Raw genomic sequence first — 20,012 nt, 5'->3', positions numbered from 1 at the left:
TCTGTGGCGGTGGATGCGATGATTGCGGCATGAGATCGGCGAGAGCGGCATGGCTGGTGCTGGCGGGCGCGACCGCGGCGTGGGGCGTCTTCGTCGCGTCCGAGCCGCTGTACCAGATCTCTTCGTGCGAGGTCATCGGATTGGACCCGGCGTGCGGCGATCCGATGGTCGCCCACTACGGAGCGCGCCTGGTGCTCTTGCTGGCGGTGCCGGTGGTGCTGTGCGCCGTGCCCGCGCTGCGGGCCGGGCGCGGACTGTCCTGGCTCATCGCGGGCATCTTGCTGATCGGCCCATTGATCGCCCTACCCACAACAGATTCCGTGTTCGCCGCGTGGGGGTACTACCTGCCGGTGGGTGCTGTCGGCGTTGTAGTGGCGTGGTTTTCGAACTGGTACGAACGTCGCAAACATGCTGAGCGTGTCGCAGGTCCACGACAGCGGCGGTCGAATGCATCAGCAGCCAGCCGACAAGCCCGAACGTAAGACAGCTGCGAGAACCGGCCAACGCCGCTCGGCGTGTAGACCAAGCGACAGATAGTGAGCCAGGGGAGCCGCGGCGCCTAGCGGCGGAAGCGGCGGCGCAGGCGGGCGCGCAGGCCGGTGGCGGGTTCGGCCGGCGGAGTGGGGGTTTCGGCGGCATTCTCGGCCGCGGTTGCTTGGGCGAAGCGCACGTGCAGTTGCTCGCGGACCTGTTCGGGGGTATAGGCGCGACGACGTCGCTCGGCGCGCACGACCACCACGCCGGTGGCGACCACTCCGGCCGCACCTGCCAATCCCACTGCCTTCCACCACCGCATAGCGCATAGGCTACGGCCATGACGGGGACGGGCATCGATCTGGATCGGGCACTCGAGCTGACCAGGACCGGCGACATCTGGTTGTTCCGTGGGCATTCGGCCGCTGACCGGGCGATTCGGCTGACGACGAACAGTCCGGTGAATCATGTCGGGATGTCGGTGGTGCTCGATGATCTGCCTGCGCTGATCTGGCATGCCGAACTCGGCCGGTCGCTGCCGGACATGTGGTCGGGTGCGGCGCATCGCGGCGTCCAATTACACAATCTGCGCGATGCGGTGCTGGTGTGGGCGCATCGCTACGGTCAGCAGGCCTGGTTGCGTCAGTTGGACCGGCCGGCGACGCGGGAGATGGAAGACAGCCTGCTGCGCACCATCGCCCGGCTCGACGGCACCCCGTTCCCCTCCACCGCCGGCCTGGCCGGGCGGTGGTTGCGCGGCCGGGCGAGGCTGCCGCTGCGCAAATCGCGCAGGGCTGCCGCTCGTGAGCTGGAAAGCGCGTATTGCGCGGAGATCGTCGCCGCGACTTACCAGGCGATGGGGTTGCTGCCGGCCCATCGCAGCCCCAATTGGTATGACCCGGGCCGCTTCTGGAGCGGCGACAACCTTCAGCTTTCCGGTGGCTACACGCTGGGCGGCGAGATCGCGGTGCGGACACCACCCGCGCCCGAGTCCTGACCATCCGCCGCACGGGCATCGTGCCCGCTGCGTGATCCGTTCGATTTCGTGCCGCTGAGTCGCCGCGCTGTGTGAACGTCGGGACAAATCCAGTGGTAGCAGGCGTGCCATAAGTATGTCCTATGGCATATTGCTGAACCGGAAAGGTTTCTGTTACCGTGCGTCACGGCAATAATCCGCCCACCTCGGCGGGCCGTGGCCGTCGAATCGAGGGCCGTCGGCGGGTCGGCGAACGGGACCGGCGCAGCAGTGCCGCGTGTTTGCGGAGAAGTAAGGCTCGACGCTCGAACGGATAGCGGAGAAAGTCATGAAGAGTGCCTGGGTATACGGCGTGGTATTCCTGGTTCTGGGCCTGACGGCCCTCTTCATCGCGCGGTTGCGGCTGAGCGAGATCGAGGATCTGGCGATCGGGCATTCCAGCCCGCCCCCGGTACTCGGCCAGTTGCGCGAGAAAGTCATCGACTACGAGATCGACGGCCCACCGGGAGCACTGGTGCACCTGTCCTACTTGGACGAGCAGGGCAAGGTCGAAGAAGTGTCGACCGAACTTCCGTGGCGCACCTCGCTGCGTACCCGCAAGCTCGCCCTGCCGACCGGCGTTGTCGCGCAAGCCGACTCCGACCAGGTCTCGTGCCGGATCGTGATCAACGGGCAGGCCCGGGATACGCAGGCGGCCAGCGGCCCGTTCGCCGCGGTCAACTGCACGGTGCCGGTGTCATGACGAACTTCGTGCGGCGGCGCGGGAAAGGGTCGCGAGAACCACTGCGGGAGCGTCTGCGTGCGCTGCTTCCCACAGCGCGCCACGAGTTCTCGGTGCCGTTCGACCGGGCGCTGCTGCGACGCGTTCCCGGCCGGCCGTTGTTCGCGCGGCTGCTCTACATGTTCTCGGTGCCGATCATCGCGATCTGGCTGTTGCTTGCGGGCGGACTGAATCTCGTTGTGCCGCAGCTGGAAACGGTGGTCAACGGGCATGCACGCTCTTTCCTGCCGGACGAGGCGTCGTCGGTGCAGGCGATCGTCAAGATGGGTGATTCGTTCGGCGGCGCCGGCACGAACAATTTCGTCTACGTGCTGCTCGAAGGCGACGCCCCGCTCGGCGGTGACGCGCATCGGTATTACTTGACGCTGCTGGATCGGCTGACGCAGGACAAGAAGCACGTCAACTCCGCGATGGACCTGTGGTCGAGTCCGGACTTCTCGCCCGCCAGTGAGAGCGCCGACGGCAAGGCCGCCTACGTGCTGCTCAACCTGGCCGGGAACATGGGCACCGCGCTGGCGATGGAATCCACCCAGGCGGCTCGCGACATCATCGCCGACAACCCGCCGCCCGCCGGCATCACGGTCCACCTGACCGGACCGTCGGCGGTGGTCAACGACGAACTCGTCTCGATCAACGATTCGATTCTGCTGCTCATCATCATGTGTGCCGTGCTCGTCGGCGGCGTGATGCTGTGCGTCTACCGGTCGCCGATCACCGTCGCGATGCCGCTGCTGACCGTCGGGATGGGGCTGGCGGTGGCCCGGCCCGTGGTCGCGTATCTCGGTGAGCACGAGGTGATCGGCGTTTCGATCTTCGCCTCCGCGCTGCTCGCGGTGATCGTGCTCGGCGCGGGCACCAACTACGGCATCTTCCTGCTCGGCCGCTACCAGGAGGCCAGGCGCGCGGGGGAGGACCCGGAAACGGCGTATTACACAGCGCTGCACGGGGTTCTGCACATCATCATCGCGTCCGGGTTGACCGTCGCGGGTGCGACGGCGTGCATGTCGTTCACCCGCCTCGCGATCTTCAGCACCTCCGGCCTGCCGTGCACGATCGCGGTATCGGTCACCCTCGCCGCCGCGCTGACGCTGGGGCCCGCGCTGCTGGCGCTCGGCAGCAGGCTCGGCTTTCTCGAACCGCGGGCGCAGTCCTCGCAGCGCCGGTGGCGGCGGATCGCGACGGCCGTGGTGCGCTGGCCCGGCCCGGTGCTGGTGGCGAGCCTGGCCGTGCTCGTGCTCGCCATCCTCGTGCTGCCGAGCTTTCAGCCGAGTTTCAACGAGCGCATCGCCCAACCGAGCGATTCGCCCGCGAATCTCGGTATCGCGGCGGCCGACCGGCATCTGCCGCCGAACATCATGGCGCCCAGCATCCTGCTGGTCCAATCGGACCACGATCTGCGCAATCCCGCCGATCTGGTGGCGCTCGCGAAGCTGACCAACGCCGTGGTGAAGGTACCGGGAGTCAGTGCGGTGCAGGGCATTACGCGGCCGCTGACCACCCCACTCGAGCTCGGTACGCTCACCGGTCAGGCCGGCTACATCGGCAGCCGGTTCACCCAGATGAAAGACATGCTCACCCCGCGCCTCGACGACCTGACCACCCTCGCCGGACGCATCGATCAGCTGAATCTCACCATCAAGGGACTCGAAACCGCCCTCGCCACCGGACAGCAGGGATTCGGCCAGGTGAACAACAGTGCCGCCGCCATGCAGACGGCCGTCTCCGGGGTGGTCGACAAGCTCGACACACTGCGCGAGACCGTCGGTCCGGCAAGGGAGTTCGTGAACTCGATACCGAACTGCCGAGACATTCAGGCCTGCCGAGCCGCGCTCACGGGGTTCTCGCTGTTCGACGACACCGACCGGCTCGACGGCACCGTCGACGGACTCGTCGACGGTCTGCGCACCGCCTCGCAGGCACTGCCGCAACTCGCCACCCAGGTGGACAGCCTCAAAGGTTTTGTCGCGCAGGTCAAGAGCGTGATAGCGCCGCTGCAGGGCACGCTCGACATCCTGCTCCCGCAGATCTCGGACATCACCCGGTTCCTCGACGAGGTCGCCAGCGGTTTCACCACCGCGGATCCCGGCGAATTCTTCTTCCTGCCGAGTCAAGCGTTCGACAGCCCGCTGTTCAAGAACGCGCTGCCGTTCTTCTTCTCCGCGGACGGCAAGGTGACGCGAATGATCGTGACGCCGCAGATGGAGGGTTTCAGCCGGGAGGCGATGGACCTCAGCGCGCAGATCATTCCGGCGTCGTTGCAGGCGATGAAGGGCACGTCGCTGGCGGGCAGCACGGTGAGCATCGGCGGGCCGGGCGGCACGCTGCTCAATATCGAGGCGTTCGTGCACGAAGACTTCGTCACCAGTGTGGTGGCCGCGTTCGCCTTCGTGTTCTGTGTCGTCCTGATCCTGCTGCGCAGCCTGGTCGCCGCCATCGCGGTGATCGGCACCGTCGCGCTGTCGTATCTGTCCGCGCTGGGCTTGACCGTGTTCATCTGGCAGCACATCGTCGGCAATCCGCTGCACTGGTCGGTGGCGCCGGTCTCGTTCACCTTCCTGGTAGCCGTGGGGGCGGACTACAACATGCTGCTGGTCAGCAGATTCAAAGAAGAGTTGCACGCGGGCATCAACACCGGAATCATCCGGTCGATGGTGAACACCGGCGGCGTGGTGACCACCGCGGGTCTCGTCTTCGGCGTGACCATGTTCGCGATGCTGGTGAGCTACGCGCACAACATCGCCCAGATCGGCACCACCGTCGGCATCGGACTCTTCCTCGACACCCTGATCGTCCGCTCGTTCGTCGTCCCGACGATCGCCGCGCTCACCGGGCGCTGGTTCTGGTGGCCGATCAACATCCTGCGGAAGCCGGAGCCGAAACAGTCTCGGCCGCGCGCGGTTCCGGTCCAGGTGAACGGGATACGCCCGGCCACAACGGCTTTGGACGCGGCACGCGGCGGTCAGTGACTATCGGCTGCCGACCGCAACAGGCGCGGGGGCGGTTTCAGCGGCCTGCTGCGACAGGTTGCCGAACACCGCCACGGCCACCGCACCACTGATAGCGAGGAAGAAGCCCAGGATGGCAAGCCATTCCAGGCCGGGCCGCGAGGTGTCACCGAGCAGCAGCACACCGACGATGCCGGGCACCACCGTCTCGCCGACCACCAGCGCGGCGGTCGCGCCGTTCACCGAACCGAGTTGCAGCGCAACGGTATGCAGATAGAAGCCGCCGATGCCCGCGATCGCGATCGTCCACGCGGCCGGGTCGGCGAGCAGTGCGGGTACGTCGAACGGATCGATCCCGTGCACGATCCGGACGGCGATCGCCAACGCCCCGAACAGCATTCCCGCGGCCAGGCCCGCCGCCACCGCGCCCCGCGAGCCCAGTCGCCGCACCACCAGCTGACTGCCGGTGAACAACAGGATCGACACGATCAGCACACCCCAGTGCAGTGCCGGATCGTCGCTACCGCCGCCCTCGTGCCCTGCGGCGGCGCCGAGTGCGGCCAGCGCGAGGATCACCGAGCAGATCGCCGCCCAATCGCGCAGGTGCAATCGGATGCCCAGCACGAAGATGCCGAGCACCGCGGTGATGATCAGGTTCGCGCTCATGATCGTCTGCGAGAGGAACAACGGAATCAGCCGTGCCGACACCGCGTTCCCGACGAAGCCGACCACATCGAGCACGCTGCCCAGGATGAACGTCACGGTCAGCACCGCTGCCACCGTCGCCGCCACGGTCGGCGCCCCGGTCTCGGTCACCTGCCCGCCCGCACCCCGCGCCAGCGCCGCCGCCGCGGACTGGCGCGCCGCGTACGCCTGCAACACCGAGGCCACGCCGTAACCCAGACAGGCCAGCAACGCCGCGATCAGCCCGATCAGCATGTGATCGGATTCCGTAGGGGAAAGGTGGTCGTCGTGTGCACAACCGACCATAACGTTCGCCAGGCGAACTATCTTCCCGCGGTCCCGGCGTCGGCTTCATCCTGCGCCCCGTCGAAGACCCGTACCGTCCGGGTGGTCGCCAGCGGCTCGTAGTGGTCGGTGAACAGCTTGGCGATCAGCTCGCCGCGGCTGGTGACGCCGACCTTCTCGAAGATCGCCTTCACGTGATCGCGGACCGTGTGCGCGGACAGGAACAGGGTGCTCGCGATCTCACCGGTGGACCGGCCGCGCGCGATCAGCTCGGTGACGTCGAGCTCGCGCCGGGTCAACTCGTAGGCCGCCACCACCAGCGACGCGATCTCGGAGGGCGTGGCGGGTTCGATCACCAGCGCGGTCATCCCCGGCGCACCGGTCAGGTCGCGCAGGCACGAGGCGTGGCAGACCAGCCAGCGTCCGGTGGTGGTGCGAATGCGGATCCGGGAGTTCTCACCGGTGATGCGGGCGCGGCCCGCCGTGCTGAGAATCCATACGGGCAGTGGTATCTCGATGCCGTTCGCGGTGGTGGTCGCGGGGCCGGGCGGCATCTCGGCGAGCAACTGCCGCGCCTCGTCGTTGATCGATACGAGGCCGCCGTGCTGGTCGAACAGCAGCATGCCGGGCGCTTCCGGCTGCCCGCTCGCCGCGGTGGCGGCATACGGTTGCGCGAAGCTGCGCAACCGCCGTGCTATTGGCGTCGACAGCGCGCTGATCAGGGCTATTTCCTTGTCCTGGAATGACTTTCGCCCACGCTCTCGGAACAGGCTGAGCTGGCCCCACGGCTGCCCGTCGACCCGGAGCACGGCGCGCAGTTCGTCGTCGAATCCGCGCGGGCACATGAAGTTCCGATACAGCGGGCTCAGGCCCGGGTCGTCGCCGGTCACCGCGCGCAGTCCCGCGACCGGGACCGGCGCCCGCGCCAGTTCACGGAACAGGTTGACGTGCTCGGAGAAAAGCTCCGACTCCCAATAGGTTCCGCAGCCACCCTCGTGCAGGTTCTCCACCCGCACCGGCGCGGTGGTGAGTCCGTTGATCGGATCGGTGGCCACCCACACCGCCGCGTCGAACGGCGCGATCCGCCGCAGCCGCGTCGATGTCCGCGCGAACAGCGCGTGGGCGTCCGTGGCTTCTTCGATTCCCGCCAGCAGCCCGCCCATGTCGACCGACGCCACACTCATGCACGCAACCATGCCGTGTCCGCCGTCGGTCCGCCATCCCTCATTTGCGGGGGTGGCGAAGTGGCAGCGGGAACCCCGCAAACGAGGGATGTCCCGGGTGACCCGGTCCGGGTGAGGCTGGTCCGGTCCCAGTGATCGGAAGGAAACAGGATGGATCTCGGCATCATCGGTGCGGGCGCGGCGGCGGTCGCGCTGCTCGACGCGCTCGCGGCCACTTCGGGCACGGCAGGCAGTATCACGGTGTTCGACGGCTCCACCGCGGTCTGGCGTGGGCGGGCGTACCAGGCGGACGTCGAGGCGGTTCGGGTGAACGCGCCGCCGGCGTTGATGTCGGTGCGTGCCACCGACCGCGCGCACTATGAGCGATGGTTACAGGGGCGCCACGAGGCGACCCGTTACTTCGACGAGGGCCTCGGACAGCCGCTGGTACCCCGCGGCATGTACGGCGAGTATCTGGAGCAGACCGCCCGGAGCGCGATCGACCGCCTGCGGCGCAGGGGCTGGCGGGTCAGTGTGGTGAACGCGCGCGTCGTCGGCTTCTCTCGTGCGGCGGGCGACCAGGCGCTGCTGCACACCGCGACCGGTGCGCATCCGGTGGACCGCGCGGTGCTCAGCGTCGGCAGTGGTCGACCCCGTGACCATTACGGGCTGACCGGTGCGCCGGGCTACGTCAACGAGCCATATCCGTTGGGCGACACGATCACCGAGGTAGCACCCGACGCGCACGTCGCGGTGATCGGCAGCGGGCTGACGGCGGTCGACACAGCCGTGGCGCTCACGGCGAACGGCCACACGGGGCCGATCAGCCTGCTGTCGCGCAGCGGCGTCCTGCCGTTCGTGCAACAGCGACCCCTTCCGCTCTCACCGAAACACCTCACCGCCGCCAATGGGCAGCGACTGGCCGCCGCCGGTGTGGTGCGGCTGCCGCAACTGGTCGAACTCATGCGCGCCGAACTCGCCGAGCTGGGACAGGATTTCGACTCGTTCGCCACGCAGATCCGTGCCGCCGAGGACCCGGTGGCACGGTTGCGCCGGCAGCTGACCGAGCTGGACGACCCGCATCAGGGCCGCCGCCTGCTCACCATGGCGATCCGGGTGCTCGGCCCGATCGTCTGGCCGCTGCTGCCGGAATCGGATCGCACCATGCTGCGCACCGAGCACTTTCGCACCATCAGCAGCCTGAGTTCACCGATGGTGCCGCACAACGCGAAAATCGTTTTGCGGCTGCTGGATTCGGGACAGTTGCGCCTGCGCGCCGGACTGCGCAAGATCGAGGCGCGCACCGGCGGCGGTTTCACCGTGCACGATGACATCGAGTGGCCCGCGCAGACGGTCGTCAACGCGGTCAACCCGCCTGCCTACACCACGCCTACCGAGACCGAGCCGCTGATCAGTGCGTTGCTGGCTTGCGGCGCAGCCGAATCCGCGACCGCCGGGGGAGTGCGCACCGAATCCGGCTCCCGCCGTCTGCTCGTCGCGGGTCGTCCCGACCCGACCTGGCACGTCCTGGGCAATCTGGCCGCCGACGCGATGTTCATCGCCACGAACCCGCCGGGGCTCGCCGCGGAAGCAGCCGGCCTCGTCCGGCATCTGGTGCCCTGAACGTCACAGGATGGATCGGTAACTGGATCTTGCGGACAAAAGGTGCTACCAATTAGGTGAGGCTTACCTCGTTAGGTTAGCCTCGCTTACTAGTTGAAGCCTACCTGCGAGGGTCGACCGTGTACGTCTGTATCTGCAACGCCGTCTCCGAGGCGGACGTGCACAGTTGCGTCGCCGCGGGTGCCGCGACGGTGAAGCAGGTCAAAGCGGTGTGCGGCTGGAAGCCCGGCTGCGGCAGCTGCACCCGCAGGCTCGTCGACGCGATCGGGCAAGCCCGGACGGCGGTCCGGTCCGAGGCGCCCGCCGCCTGAGCGAGATAGGCAATCCTTCCTGGAAAGCCCCGGTGTGACGTGTGACACCATCCGTGGCCATGGAAGGCGACAAGGACATCATCAATGTGCTCAACGAGCAACTGACCGCGGAACTCACCGCGATCAACCAGTACTTCCTGCACGCCAAAATGCAGGCGAACTGGGGTTTCACCAAGCTCGCCAAACACACCCGCTACGAGTCCATCGATGAGATGAAGCATGCGGAGATCCTCACTGACCGCATCCTCTTCCTCGACGGGCTGCCCAACTATCAGAAGCTGAACCCGCTGCGCATCGGCCAGACCGTGCCCGAACAGCTGAAGGCCGACCTGCAGATCGAGCTCGAAGCCGTAGAGCGGTTGCGCGGCGGCATCGAGCTGATGCGTTCCCGCGGCGACGTGACCTCCGCCCGCATCTTCGAGGCGATCCTCGAAGACGAGGAGCACCACGTCGACTATCTGGAAACCGAACTCGCCCTGCTGGAAAAGCTCGGCGAGCAGCTGTACCTGCAGCGCTACACCGACATTCCCGAAGGGGACTGAGCGGCGGCGCGGTAGTCGACGGCGGTGGCCTGCCGAGCAATCGCGTCGGCAGGCCACCACCATCGTCGCGGACACGCAACCGCCGGAGCGATCAAAGATCCACGCCGTCCACCAGTGTCGGCGCCGTACCGTCGTCGGCGACGCAGGCCACCGCTCGGCGGATTTCGGCATGCAGGACTTCGACCACGTCGACACCGAGGGCCGCGAGAAGCGGCTCGGCGCCACGCTCGAGTAGCGCCATCGCCAGGGCCCAGTTGTCGCGCAGGGCGGCATAGAGCTGACGCAAAGCGAACGCCGGAGCCCGGTCCAGCAGCACGGGAAACAGTTCGGTGATCACCTCGTGGTATACGGACAGATCCGGGTCGAGGTCGAGTGTGGCTGCGTCCGTGAGCAATTCGACCGGGTCGACCAGCGCGGCACAGGTCTGCGATACCGCGAACTGGAGCAGCGTGACGACACGGGTGGCCCGATCGCGGCGGCGCGCCTCGGCGAGAATCTCCATGCTGAGTTCGCGAATAAGTGCGTCGCCCGCCGGGAGGAGCGCCGCGGCGAACGCGACCAGGCCCGCGACCGCGGGCAGTCGGTCGCCGGTCATCAGCTCGCGGACTCGATCGGTGAAGTCCCGATATGGGTCCCTGCCCGGCGGATGGAACAGCAGGTCCACCAGCGCGGCGTAGAGCGGGTCGGGGATGCGTGGCATCGGCGCGGACACCGTCGGCTGTCGGGTACTCGAGATGATCAGGTGTTCATGGACCCAGGCCATCGCGCTGCTGATGCTCCACAGCAACTCGTCGAATCCGGTTCCGTGCGAGGGCACGGACAGCGTCGCGGCGTGCAACTGCCGATAAGGCGGGAACGGTGGGTTGCCATGCACCGCGCTGATCATGTATCCCGACGAACCCTCGTAGCCGAACACCATCGCGAAGGCGTCGGTCAGATATCGCGCTCCACTCTGGGACAGCAACGCCATGGCGGAATCGGCCTCGTACGGGATGAGCCAGAAGGCGGCGTCGAATCGCGTGCGATGGTCCGGGCGCACGTAGGCGAAGGGAGTCGCATCGAGCTCGTCATCGAAAACCCATTCGTAGCGCCGCATTCGGGCGAGCGCCGTACCGAACTGCGCCCACATGTTGTTCGCTGTTTCGTCGGTGCTGTCGACGGCGACGCTCGCGGCGAACTGGAACATCGTGGCCAAGCCGACGACCCGCTCTCCGTCGTCGGTCAGCGCGTCGACCAGGGCGATCGCCCGCGGCAGATCATGACGAGCGAGGTGTTGGGCGAAGACCCGGGTGGTGCGTGCCCAGCTGTAGGGGTTTGCGATCGCTCTCGGTCCGGGCGCCAGCGCGCGGACCACGTCGCCCGGTGAGTGGTAGAAGCGGGTGCGGCACAGCGTCGCCCAGTCGCGCATGTGATTGTGCAGATACACGAGGGCGAATTCCCGCGCACCCGGTACGTCGGCCCGCTCGCTGTCCGCAAGTCGGAACGGCACCGTTTTCGGGGCGTCGACCAGCGGGCGGACCCCGCCGGGATGGTTGAGGCATTCGTGCAGCAGCACGGTCGCCTGCTCGGTGTCGCCGACGTCCAGGTGACGATGCGCGAGCAGCGCGAGGACGCTGTAGCGGTCCGTATTCATTCGAGACCAGGTGGTTTCCGTCAGCTCCCTGGCTACCGCTGCAGCTCGGCCGAGATCGAACTCGGCCAAACCCAATGCGACACTCCGCAACTGGCTCTCTCGGTGCATTCGGCTGATGACGTCCAGATCCGGCTGGTGTGCGGGAATCGCGGTGTGCGCGTCCTCGAGCATTCCCACCGCGTCGGCCGTGTCGAACTCCGCTACCACCGAGGCGCGCTCGACTCGGCTCCAGATGGAGTTGTTCCACTCGTAGAGTTGGTGCAGCAGCCGTCCACTCTCGAATACGGCGCCCCAGCTCGCCTGCAGGCGTGCCGCACGCAGAAACGCCTCTTCGGTGTGGCCGTTGACGGGGACGGTCGAGAGGCGGCCGAGCAGGTGCTGAGCCGTCGCCCGATCGGTGTCGGCCAATTCGGTGGCGGCGTCGACCAAGCCGCGCCCGAGCGCGCCCGCGTCGTCGCTGCCCTGCTCGACCTCCGCCAGCAACTGCGCCCGATGCCGATCGGCACGGGCCGCGTCGTGCGGCAGCCAGGCCCGGAAAAGCCTGGCGCGGCAATGCAAACGGCCCGCCGTGCCGGCTTCGATCAGACTCGACTCGGCCAGGCGAAGCAGTTCCGGCACGTCCCCGGTGTCGGCGCGGACGGCGAGATCCAGGTAGTCACCGGCTCGATCGGTCCGGATCGCGGCGACGAGTGCCCGTGCCGCGCGGTCGTCAGTGATCGCCGCGGCCGCGCGATACAAGTCGTCCGGCGGGTGGTCTTCGCGCCAGCCGGAGTTGGGTCGCCGGGCTCGCTCCCACAGCACGAGTGCGCGGTCGAGATCGTACGGCGCGATAGCCGTCGCGGCCCATCGCAGCGGGTACTGGGCCGGTTGCAGCGTGCCGATCTCGCTTGCCGGTACCGTCAACGCGCACTGCACCAACAGGTCGCGTAGGCGGGCGTCGCTCGCACCTCGCGGCGTCTGCCGCACGATCTCGTGCATGCCCAGGAACTGCTGATACGACGGCGGCACTGCGAGCACATGCTCGATCGCTACCTCGGTGCGCCCCATCCGAGCCAGGAGGCCGAGAACGCCGGGCACCACGTCGTGCACCGAGCGCAGCGCTTGCCGGCGGACCACGCCCAAATACAGGATCGCCGGTAATCCCGTTGTCAGCGAGGGGCTTTCGAGAACTCGCTCTGCGGCGAGTTCGACCAGTCCGAGGAAGTGGCGGTCGCTGCCGAGGGTGGTTCGGATGGCGCGCCGCAGCCCGGGACAGACGAGGTCGGGTAGCTCCGATGCGACGGCGGCGCGGCTGCCGGCCAGGTGCCTGCCGAGATGAATGAGCCCGTAGCGGTCGACACTGTCCCAGTCGACGGCGGCCCAGGCGGCGGCGCGGCCGCGGTAGTGGCGGACGATGCGCTCGTGCCACTCCTGAGCGTCGACCGCGTACTCGGGTCGCTGCCGGCGGATCGGCTCGCTGGTGAGGAATTCGCCGATCGAGTTGTGATATAGGGTGATTCGATCGTCGCGGACGTCGAGCAGCCAGCGCAGTCGGGCCAGGATGTTGCGTACCGAACTCGGCCAGACCCGCACGCCGGCCAGCGTGCTGAGTTCATCCGTGGTCAACGGGTCTGCGGCCACCGCGAGCACGCCGAGAATCGGCTGCACCACCCCTTCCCAGGCCGGTGTCAGCGTGTCGTCGGCATTGCGGGGATCGCGGATCTCGAGTTGGCCGAGCCGGGTGAGGTCGGTGCGCAGGGTGTCGATGAAATACGTGTACAGACCGGCGAGTCCGGGTGGCAGCCCGACGACCTCGAGCAGCCGCGCGGTCTGGGGCGCATCCTCGGCGAGGGCGTCGGTCAGTGCCCGCGCATAGGTGGACAGGTAGAGAAAGTTTCCGTCGGCGCGGCCGACGGCATCACGGTGGAATTGATCGAGCAGATAGCCCTGTGCGCGTGCGGCCGCCGCGATCGGCTCGGTGCCGAGTACCCGCCGGGCGTAGCCGACGAGGTCGTCGGCCACCTCTGGGGAGCCCGGATCGATGGGTATCTCAGCGAGCTGTCCGATACGCGCGGATCGCAGTCGACCGAGTCCGGCATGTGGCCGAGAAGTCATGAGGACACAGATGTTCGGTGGCAGTTCGGGTCCGTCGGCGAGCCAGCGCAAGAGGCTCGGTGCGGCTTGGTCGTCCGCTAGTTCGTCGAGCGCGTCGAGCGCGATCACGACCCTGGCGGCGGGGTCCGTCGCGAGCAGAACTTCGGCCGGCGCGATCAACGCCAGATGCGCCAGATTATCCGGCTCCAGCAGCCGGGGTTCGACAGCGGCGTAACCGATTTCGACACCGGTCACCGTCCCCGCGACGTTATTGATCCGCTGTTCCACCTCGAGGACGGCGGTGCGATGGAAGGGCGAGACGGTCAGGTCTTCGATACGGATGCCGATCGATCGACCGCCGTGCGCGACCGTCTCGATGTGCTGGCGGACGACGACCGAGAGGCGTTCGGGCTCGAACAGTTCCGGCCGCGCGCGGGCGAGCTGGTGGCCGACGGACAGCAGAAATGACTGGATGTCCCCGCCTGCCAACCGTGTTCGGCTGTCCTGACGGATGAAGTAGCGGAGCCAGTCGGGACGGGCGTGCGACAGTCCGGCGAGCAGGCTGGTCTTGCCCGCTCCCGGCTCGCCGGTCACCAAGACGTACCTGTTGGTCTCGGCTGCCGCTGCTACCCTGTCCCGCAACCATTTACGCTCGACGAAGTCCGGCCCGACCCGGTCCCGGATCAGTTCGGCGAACGGTCGCGGCCCGCGGTCACCGCTCCCGGCGGTCGGCTCCGAGATCGACTCCAATGGCTTGCCCTCCCGCAACCACTTCGCGAACCCGCGTGTGGCCCTCGATCGTGCCCTCGGCGCGGTCGGCGCGCACCGCGGCCACGTAGCCTGCTACCTGGTCCGCGTCGATGCTGCCGCGCACCTGCGCCGATTCTCGCCCTTCGCCCGCGAACACGAGCGGCGTACCGTGGATCGTCTCCAGCACCCGACGCAGTGCGTCGACGAGGTGGAGCAAGCGTTCGTCCGACGGCGCGACCGGATCCACACCGGCCGCGTATTCGTGCAGATCGCCGCGCAACGCACGCAGTTCGGGTTCGAATCGCTGCACCTGTGCCATGTCCGGCGCGGGGAGTTGTTCGGGTTCGGTCACGATCGGCGGCGTCTCGCGGTCCGTGCCCGTCTCCGACTCCGTGTCCGAACCCGCACGTGCGCGTCGCCGCCGGAGCAACTCACCTGCCTGGTCGTAGAGAAATCTGACGCCCTCGGACAACGCGACCGTACCCAACGCCGCCAGCGACAGAAATTCCTCCACCTGGCCGATGCTACCTGAGAGGTGTACGGGCAGAACCTTTTCGAGGGCAAGGAAGTAAACGCGGCATGATCACCGCAGGCCGATGTCTCGTGATCGTGTCGGTCCACTTCAGGAGGGTCGAGGGCGGACCGGGACGCGGCTCCGCGGCGGTCAGACGGGGATACTGGTCCCGGACGTCCTCAGGGCCCGTGGGTCATCTCGCGTGCCGGGCAGCTTCAGTCTTGACAGGTTAATATTAACGAAGCAACATTCAGGGGCGGACCTGTTCTCCTGCCCCAGCCTTCGCGCACCTGTGCCGCCGGTGGTGGCGGACGGAGTCACCAAGCGGCGCAAGCAAAAAGGAGATGACGTCGGATGGCTGAAGCCTTGGTGGGGGATGTTCGGAGCCGGGGGGAGTGGGCAGTGGTTGCCGGTTCGTCGGGTGGGATCGGGCGGGAAGCCGCATTGCGGCTGGCAGCGGATGGATATTCGGTGCTGGCTTGCGGTGGTGACGGCACCGCTGTGGCGGAGACCTGCAAATTGATCGAGTGGTCCGGGGGCCGGGCGGTCGATCTGGTGGCCGATCTCGAAGATCCTGCGGCGGCGCCTCGGTTGATCGGGGAGATACCCCGATTGTTGTCCGGCGTCCCGGTGCGGGTGCTGGTCAACAATGCCGGGGAAGCTGATTACGGTTCGACCGAGGACGTGTTCGACACCGTGTTCAATCTGAATGTGCGGGTGCCTTTGTTGTTGGCGGGTGCGCTCGCCCCATCGATGGCGGCGCGTGGCGTCGGGGCGATCGTCAACGTCGGTGGGTTCGGTGTTCGGACGGGTACGCCGGACAATGGTGGGGCGCGGGCGGCGCGGGCGGCTCTGGTCGAGTTGACCAGGTGGTGGTCGGCCGAGTACGGGCCGAGCGGCGTCAGGGTGAATTTCGTGGATCCCGGCGACCTGCTCGCCCCGCCTCGGGAACTGCGTCCGGGCGAGGCGCCGCAGGACTGTAACGGGCCTGCGGAGGTCGCGGAGGCCATCCGGTTTCTCGTTTCCCGCCGGGCTGCCCATGTGCACGGTGCGTTGTTGACCATGACTGGCTGAGCGGGCGCGGCGGAGCGCTGCCAACCGTCGGCATGAGTCGCGAGTTCGGCGAAAGGGGTTGCTTTATAGTGCAATTCGCTCGCCTCGGCGTTTCCGGGGCGCTGTCCCGCAGCGGCGGCGCGGCTGGTTATTCGTGGCGCGGTTCGAGCAGGGTGGCGATCATCGCCGTGGCGTGCCATCGCTCGAATTCCCGGTGGCTCCAGCCGCGTTCGTCGACCAAGCGCTGATAGTTCGTGTACTGGAGTTGTAACCAGAGCACGTCGGTCGCTGTGCGGCGTGAGATCCCTCGGCGCAGCGATCGGGTCGCCGCGACGGCGGCCACGACGCTACCGGCCGTGTCGAGCAGTTGTTGTTGCGTCGATTGCAGGAGTTCCGCCAGCTCGGGCTCGGTGCCCGCGGCCTGTTCGAGCACTCCCTGCAACGGCCGTGCTCGCTGCATGATCGCGGCCGTGTGCTCGGCGAATTGCTCGAGCAGGCGACGGGGGTCGGCGATCGTGAGGATTTGCGCCATCGTCGAATCGGCTTCGGCGACGTCACCGTCGTTGTCTACGTATTGGCGGGCGAGCGCGAACAATTGGGCCTTGTTGCCCGCGGCGAACACCGTCGGACGGGAGACGCCGGCGCAGGTCGCGATCTGATCGATGGTGGCACCGGCGTAGCCGCGTTCGGCAAACACCTGCATCGCGGCTCGCACCACGATGTCCCGGGTGCGCCGCGCAGCCTCCTCGCGCACCGGGGAGCGATAGGTGCGTTGCAAGCGATTGTCGTCTGCCATCAGGTCCGATTTACTCTCAGTTATGTTAATTTATTCGCGGTAAGTTGAAGGGTGGGCTGACGCGGACGTGTCAGGGTCGCCGGGTCAGTGGGCTGGGACGATGTGACCGCTGGTCCATGTCGGCGCACGACGCTCTGATCGGCGTCCGGTTGATCGCGGACTCATCCGGTGTCGTCTCCTGCCGCCTGCGGCGGTTGTCCGCCGGAATGGTTTTCTTCGCCGAGAAGCGTAGCAGTCGGATGTGCGAACTCGTCGGACGCCGGCGGCAATGCCGTTCGGAAGATGAGGTCCGGCGGATATTCGCGGCGTACCCGAGGGATGCATTGTCGGCCGGGACAATTGCTTGAATTCCCTGGCCGGCTCGCCGACGTGTTCGGCAGAATGTGGGCATATGCGAGAGGTGCCAAGTTTTCGACGACTATTGCGGGTCGGCAAGCAGTTCAAAGAGTTCGGCAACCTCTGGGGAATCGTGCAATACAGCGGCAGCCAGACCGATAAAGCTCGTGAGCGAATGATGATCGTCTAGATCTCTGACATGGTCTTTTATCTGCTGACGGAGTTCGGGCCAGCGTTTCGCCCACTCCTGCACATGCCATCGAATCGCGTTGTCGAGGTAGCGGACCGCTGGTTCGGTGCCGTTCATCCGTTTCTGGCCGAGCAGGCTTTCTCTGCCGATGAGTACACCTTCGAAGCCCAAAACATCACGGGCATCGCACATTTGAGGCGATGTCAGCGAACCGTACAGCGATCGAGCCAGCTCGAAGCCGGTGTGCATTCTCGCGCCCCTCGCGTTGCGCCATGTCAGCGCCGCACCACCGAGGGAGATCGCCGCAGACATCACGCCGATATAGGTGGGGTCAACCAAGGCCATGACCTCGTGACGCTACCGCGCGAATCGGCTCCGGTCTACAGAATGATTGCGGCACAACGTGACTCAGACCCAGGCCAGGACTGCTGATACGCACATCTGCATGCGTACGCGTTCGCCCGCGCCTGACTGCTAGCCGGAACATTGTTTCGCGCGCGGTCGACGAGACGCGAATCTGGGCGGTAGCGACCGGTGTGCAGCAGCGGAGTCGAGCGTTCTCGCCTCGCGCACAGCAAGATTACGGGGCGACGGCGGCGATCCACACCGTGACCAGCAGCATGCCGAGGGCTCCGAGGAGTAGCCAGGCCGCGGTGCGCAGTTTGCGGTATCGGTAGCGGTGCAGGTTGGCGGCGCGCCAGAGCTCGACCAGTGCGCCCCGGAACTGTTGCTCCTGGGATTGGTTCATGACTGATTCCCGGAACGCGTCGAAGGTAGACCACTGGTCGCTGATCCCGGTGTAGTAGTAGACAGCCGAAGCGTCCGCTCTCGGTCCGAAGAACTGACGATCGGTGCGCCGCAACGTGATCAAGGCCATCGACGCGAATATCACCGACCCCGCCACCAACAGCAGCGCGCCCAGTGTCGTGCACAGCATCGCCAGATTCGGGCGGCGCGCGTCCCGCAACGAAAACGACAGGGCCGTACCGGCAATCACCAGCGCGTTCGTACTCAATACCGCGCCTGCTCGCGTCGACACCGCAGCGCGCAACTGATCTTCCCTGCCGATATGCCAGCGAACGGCATCGAGGTCGAGCCCCCTCGACTTGCCAGCGGATCCCCCAGACGATGTCATCATTCGATTCTCGATCGAGCTACCCGGTCGCGACGCCAAAACCAGCGGGCAGGGTCTGGCGTTGTCGATGACTGGCAGCAGCAGGCTACTGCCTACGCTGACTACCTGTGCACGCCAGGATCGAACCGCCGATGCTGGACGGCGGAGGGCCGAAAATCGGTCGTGCTCTGCATGGCGTGGTTGCTACCGTGCCTCTATGAAGGTCAACTCGGGAATCTCTGCCGCGGCCGCGCGAGCTCTCAGCTCGCCGGTCGCTGCCGCTTGACCTCTTTCCCCTGCCGGCGACCGGAAACGGTCCGCTGGTATGCGTCGGTCTTGTTGCCGGACTTGCCATGTGCGGTCGTTTCCGGTCGATTTCACATCGATGGAGCAACCACCATGATCACCACAGACCAGACTGTGCAAACCTTCCTCGACTACTTCCGCGAACGCGGGCACGAACGCACGCCGGGCGGATCGCTCATTCCCTCGCCGGGGGATCCGGTGCTGTTCACAACCTCCGGAATGCACCCGCTGACTCCATACCTGCTGGGCAGACCCCACCCGCTGGGCCAGCGGCTCACCGGCCTGCAACGCTGCTTGCGCACCACCGATCTCGAGGAGGTCGGTGACGATACTCACCTCACCGTGTTCGAGATGCTCGGGTCCTGGTCACTCGGGGACTACGGCGGCTCGCAAAGCCTGCGCTGGGGATTCGAGCTGCTGCGTGACGGTTTCGGTATCGAGCCCAGCCGGATGCACGTGACCGTGTTCGGCGGTGACGAACAGGTCGAGCCTGACCGCGAGTCGTGGCGCACATGCGATGAACTGGGCTTACCGGTGAAGCCGACCACCGACGAGAACTGGTGGTCCAACGGCCCGACCGGACTCTGCGGACCCGATGCCGAGATTTTCGTCTGGACGGGCGACGAAATGCCGCAGGGCACACCGACATCCGATGACCGGTGGGTGGAAGTGTGGAATCACGTCATGATGCGATACTTCCGGCATCCCGACGGCATCCTCGAACCGTTGCGCCGTCCTGGCATCGACACCGGGCTGGGTCTGGAACGGCTGGTGCGCATCCTGCGAAACACGCGGTCCGTCTTCGAGATCGACGTCTTCCTGCCCTGGCTGAACACTCTGCCCCGACTTTGGGGCCCGCTGGACGAAAGGTCGCTGCGATTGCTGTCCGACCATTTGCGATCCAGCATTGTTGTCCTCGGCGATCGGGTCACTCCCTCCCCGTCCGGCCGCGGGTACGTACTCCGCCGTTTGATCCGCCGCGTCCTGACCACGCTGTGGCGCGACGATCCGACCCGAACCCTGTCCGATCTACCGATTGAGCTGATCGAACACACCCTCGGGCACTTCCGGCAATCTGTTCACCCACACGATGTGCGTGCCGTCCTGCTCGACGAGGAACGCAAATTCGTCCGGCTGCTCCAGCGGGGACGAAAGATATTGTCCCACAGCCGTTTCACCGGACGTCTCTTGACCGAGGACGACTACCGCTATCTGCACGACACCCATGGCCTGCCTCGCGATCTGTTGGTGTACCTGAATATCGAAGCCGATGTCAGTTGACTCGTGGCTGTGTCGGGCCGACTCAGCGGTATCGGATGTCGAACGCCATAGGTCATCTTCGCTGTGCTCTGGTACGCGACGGCCGACCTGAGATGGCGTGGAACCCGAGAAACGTTCTCGGAGTGGGCACTGCCCGGCACTCAGGTGGACTTCAGGGTGTTGCAGCGATGTTCGTCCGGAAT

17 protein-coding genes are annotated in these 20,012 nt (G+C 66.7%); 9 read left to right on the top strand and 8 right to left on the bottom strand.

The features are described 5' to 3' along the window. Window positions 1–29 precede the first annotated feature (29 nt). Complete coding sequence (locus tag NBRGI_RS45235) at window positions 30–482, top strand: hypothetical protein (protein ID WP_148310845.1); 453 nt, start codon at window positions 30–32, stop codon at window positions 480–482. A 77-nt stretch (window positions 483–559) separates the two neighbouring features. On the opposite strand, the gene NBRGI_RS16140 is transcribed toward NBRGI_RS45235, so the two are convergent. Then, window positions 560–796, bottom strand: a complete 237-nt coding sequence (locus tag NBRGI_RS16140) for a hypothetical protein (RefSeq protein WP_029897122.1) — start codon at window positions 794–796, stop codon at window positions 560–562. An 18-nt stretch (window positions 797–814) separates the two neighbouring features. Here NBRGI_RS16140 and NBRGI_RS16135 point away from each other — a divergent pair, with 18 nt between their 5' ends. The 3 genes from NBRGI_RS16135 (at window position 815) to NBRGI_RS16125 (ending at window position 5,197) form a co-directional block, all read left to right on the top strand. Further along, window positions 815–1,471, top strand: coding sequence for a hypothetical protein (locus NBRGI_RS16135; protein ID WP_029897120.1), 657 nt, complete (start codon window positions 815–817; stop codon window positions 1,469–1,471). Window positions 1,472–1,778: 307 nt separating this feature from the next. Continuing rightward, window positions 1,779–2,192 carry an MmpS family transport accessory protein gene (locus NBRGI_RS16130; protein WP_029897117.1) on the top strand — a complete coding sequence of 138 codons (414 nt, stop codon included), beginning with the start codon at window positions 1,779–1,781 and terminating at the stop codon, window positions 2,190–2,192. Continuing rightward, complete coding sequence (locus tag NBRGI_RS16125) at window positions 2,189–5,197, top strand: MMPL/RND family transporter (RefSeq protein WP_029897115.1); 3,009 nt, start codon at window positions 2,189–2,191, stop codon at window positions 5,195–5,197. Before NBRGI_RS16130 ends, NBRGI_RS16125 begins: the two co-directional genes overlap by 4 nt. Here NBRGI_RS16125 and NBRGI_RS16120 read toward each other — a convergent pair whose 3' ends face one another. Both NBRGI_RS16120 and NBRGI_RS16115 read right to left on the bottom strand, forming a co-directional pair. After that, window positions 5,198–6,115, bottom strand: a complete 918-nt coding sequence (locus NBRGI_RS16120) for a hypothetical protein (RefSeq protein WP_029897113.1) — start codon at window positions 6,113–6,115, stop codon at window positions 5,198–5,200. It abuts the gene before it with no gap. Window positions 6,116–6,183: 68 nt separating this feature from the next. Beyond that, complete coding sequence (locus tag NBRGI_RS16115) at window positions 6,184–7,329, bottom strand: LuxR C-terminal-related transcriptional regulator (protein WP_036559360.1); 1,146 nt, start codon at window positions 7,327–7,329, stop codon at window positions 6,184–6,186. Window positions 7,330–7,479: 150 nt separating this feature from the next. On the opposite strand from NBRGI_RS16115, the gene NBRGI_RS16110 reads away from it, so the two are divergent. The 3 genes from NBRGI_RS16110 to bfr all read left to right on the top strand — a co-directional run bounded on the left by NBRGI_RS16110 (window position 7,480) and on the right by bfr (window position 9,784). Continuing rightward, window positions 7,480–8,931, top strand: a complete 1,452-nt coding sequence (locus NBRGI_RS16110; RefSeq protein WP_029897109.1) for an FAD/NAD(P)-binding protein — start codon at window positions 7,480–7,482, stop codon at window positions 8,929–8,931. Between the two features lie 119 nt (window positions 8,932–9,050). Beyond that, window positions 9,051–9,242, top strand: a complete 192-nt coding sequence (locus tag NBRGI_RS16105) for a (2Fe-2S)-binding protein (protein WP_029897107.1) — start codon at window positions 9,051–9,053, stop codon at window positions 9,240–9,242. A 59-nt stretch (window positions 9,243–9,301) separates the two neighbouring features. Beyond that, window positions 9,302–9,784, top strand: a complete 483-nt coding sequence (gene bfr / locus NBRGI_RS16100; protein ID WP_014985862.1) for a bacterioferritin — start codon at window positions 9,302–9,304, stop codon at window positions 9,782–9,784. 91 nt (window positions 9,785–9,875) lie between these two features. Here the strand turns inward: bfr and NBRGI_RS16095 are convergent, their stop codons facing one another. Together NBRGI_RS16095 and NBRGI_RS16090 are read right to left on the bottom strand one after the other, a co-directional pair. After that, window positions 9,876–14,240 carry an AAA family ATPase gene (locus tag NBRGI_RS16095; protein ID WP_029897104.1) on the bottom strand — a complete coding sequence of 1,455 codons (4,365 nt, stop codon included), beginning with the start codon at window positions 14,238–14,240 and terminating at the stop codon, window positions 9,876–9,878. Then, a complete protein-coding gene (locus NBRGI_RS16090) occupies window positions 14,203–14,754 on the bottom strand; it encodes a hypothetical protein (RefSeq protein WP_029897102.1) in 552 nt (183 codons plus the stop codon). Before NBRGI_RS16090 ends, NBRGI_RS16095 begins: the two co-directional genes overlap by 38 nt. Window positions 14,755–15,156: 402 nt before the next feature. Here NBRGI_RS16090 and NBRGI_RS16085 point away from each other — a divergent pair, with 402 nt between their 5' ends. Next, on the top strand, window positions 15,157–15,828 hold the full coding sequence (locus NBRGI_RS16085) for an SDR family NAD(P)-dependent oxidoreductase (RefSeq protein ID WP_051727818.1): 672 nt from the start codon (window positions 15,157–15,159) through the stop codon (window positions 15,826–15,828). Between the two features lie 127 nt (window positions 15,829–15,955). Here the strand turns inward: NBRGI_RS16085 and NBRGI_RS45230 are convergent, their stop codons facing one another. The 3 genes from NBRGI_RS45230 to NBRGI_RS46440 form a co-directional block, all read right to left on the bottom strand. Next, on the bottom strand, window positions 15,956–16,603 hold the full coding sequence (locus tag NBRGI_RS45230; RefSeq protein ID WP_051727817.1) for a TetR/AcrR family transcriptional regulator: 648 nt from the start codon (window positions 16,601–16,603) through the stop codon (window positions 15,956–15,958). 418 nt (window positions 16,604–17,021) lie between these two features. After that, window positions 17,022–17,474: a hypothetical protein gene (locus NBRGI_RS16075; protein WP_029897096.1), complete on the bottom strand. Its 453-nt coding sequence runs from the start codon at window positions 17,472–17,474 to the stop codon at window positions 17,022–17,024. A gap of 235 nt (window positions 17,475–17,709) precedes the next feature. Then, entirely contained in the window at window positions 17,710–18,126 is a 417-nt protein-coding gene (locus tag NBRGI_RS46440; protein WP_235210975.1) for a hypothetical protein, read from the bottom strand. A gap of 72 nt (window positions 18,127–18,198) precedes the next feature. On the opposite strand from NBRGI_RS46440, the gene NBRGI_RS16060 reads away from it, so the two are divergent. Continuing rightward, window positions 18,199–19,830, top strand: a complete 1,632-nt coding sequence (locus NBRGI_RS16060; RefSeq protein WP_235210974.1) for an alanine--tRNA ligase-related protein — start codon at window positions 18,199–18,201, stop codon at window positions 19,828–19,830. Window positions 19,831–20,012 lie beyond the last annotated feature (182 nt).

The sequence above is a fragment of the Nocardia brasiliensis IFM 10847 genome (genome assembly GCF_000710915.1).
GTDB lineage: Bacteria > Actinomycetota > Actinomycetes > Mycobacteriales > Mycobacteriaceae > Nocardia > Nocardia brasiliensis_A.
The sequence above is the reverse complement of the archived record's forward strand: the minus strand, read 5'-3'. Positions and strand labels throughout refer to the sequence as shown.

Excerpts from the sequence above, each read along its gene's own strand:
- NBRGI_RS16125 (WP_029897115.1), top strand. The coding sequence starts at position 2,189 with ATGACGAACTTCGTGCGGCGGCGCGGGAAAGGGTCGCGAGAACCACTG.
- NBRGI_RS16075 (WP_029897096.1), bottom strand. The coding sequence starts at position 17,474 with ATGGCCTTGGTTGACCCCACCTATATCGGCGTGATGTCTGCGGCGATC.
- bfr (WP_014985862.1), top strand. The coding sequence starts at position 9,302 with ATGGAAGGCGACAAGGACATCATCAATGTGCTCAACGAGCAACTGACC.
- NBRGI_RS16110 (WP_029897109.1), top strand. The coding sequence starts at position 7,480 with ATGGATCTCGGCATCATCGGTGCGGGCGCGGCGGCGGTCGCGCTGCTC.
- NBRGI_RS45235 (WP_148310845.1), top strand. The coding sequence starts at position 30 with ATGAGATCGGCGAGAGCGGCATGGCTGGTGCTGGCGGGCGCGACCGCG.
- NBRGI_RS16115 (WP_036559360.1), bottom strand. The coding sequence starts at position 7,329 with ATGAGTGTGGCGTCGGTCGACATGGGCGGGCTGCTGGCGGGAATCGAA.
- NBRGI_RS16140 (WP_029897122.1), bottom strand. The coding sequence starts at position 796 with ATGCGGTGGTGGAAGGCAGTGGGATTGGCAGGTGCGGCCGGAGTGGTC.
- NBRGI_RS16130 (WP_029897117.1), top strand. The coding sequence starts at position 1,779 with ATGAAGAGTGCCTGGGTATACGGCGTGGTATTCCTGGTTCTGGGCCTG.
- NBRGI_RS16120 (WP_029897113.1), bottom strand. The coding sequence starts at position 6,115 with ATGCTGATCGGGCTGATCGCGGCGTTGCTGGCCTGTCTGGGTTACGGC.
- NBRGI_RS45230 (WP_051727817.1), bottom strand. The coding sequence starts at position 16,603 with ATGGCAGACGACAATCGCTTGCAACGCACCTATCGCTCCCCGGTGCGC.
- NBRGI_RS16060 (WP_235210974.1), top strand. The coding sequence starts at position 18,199 with ATGCCAGCGAACGGCATCGAGGTCGAGCCCCCTCGACTTGCCAGCGGA.
- NBRGI_RS16135 (WP_029897120.1), top strand. The coding sequence starts at position 815 with ATGACGGGGACGGGCATCGATCTGGATCGGGCACTCGAGCTGACCAGG.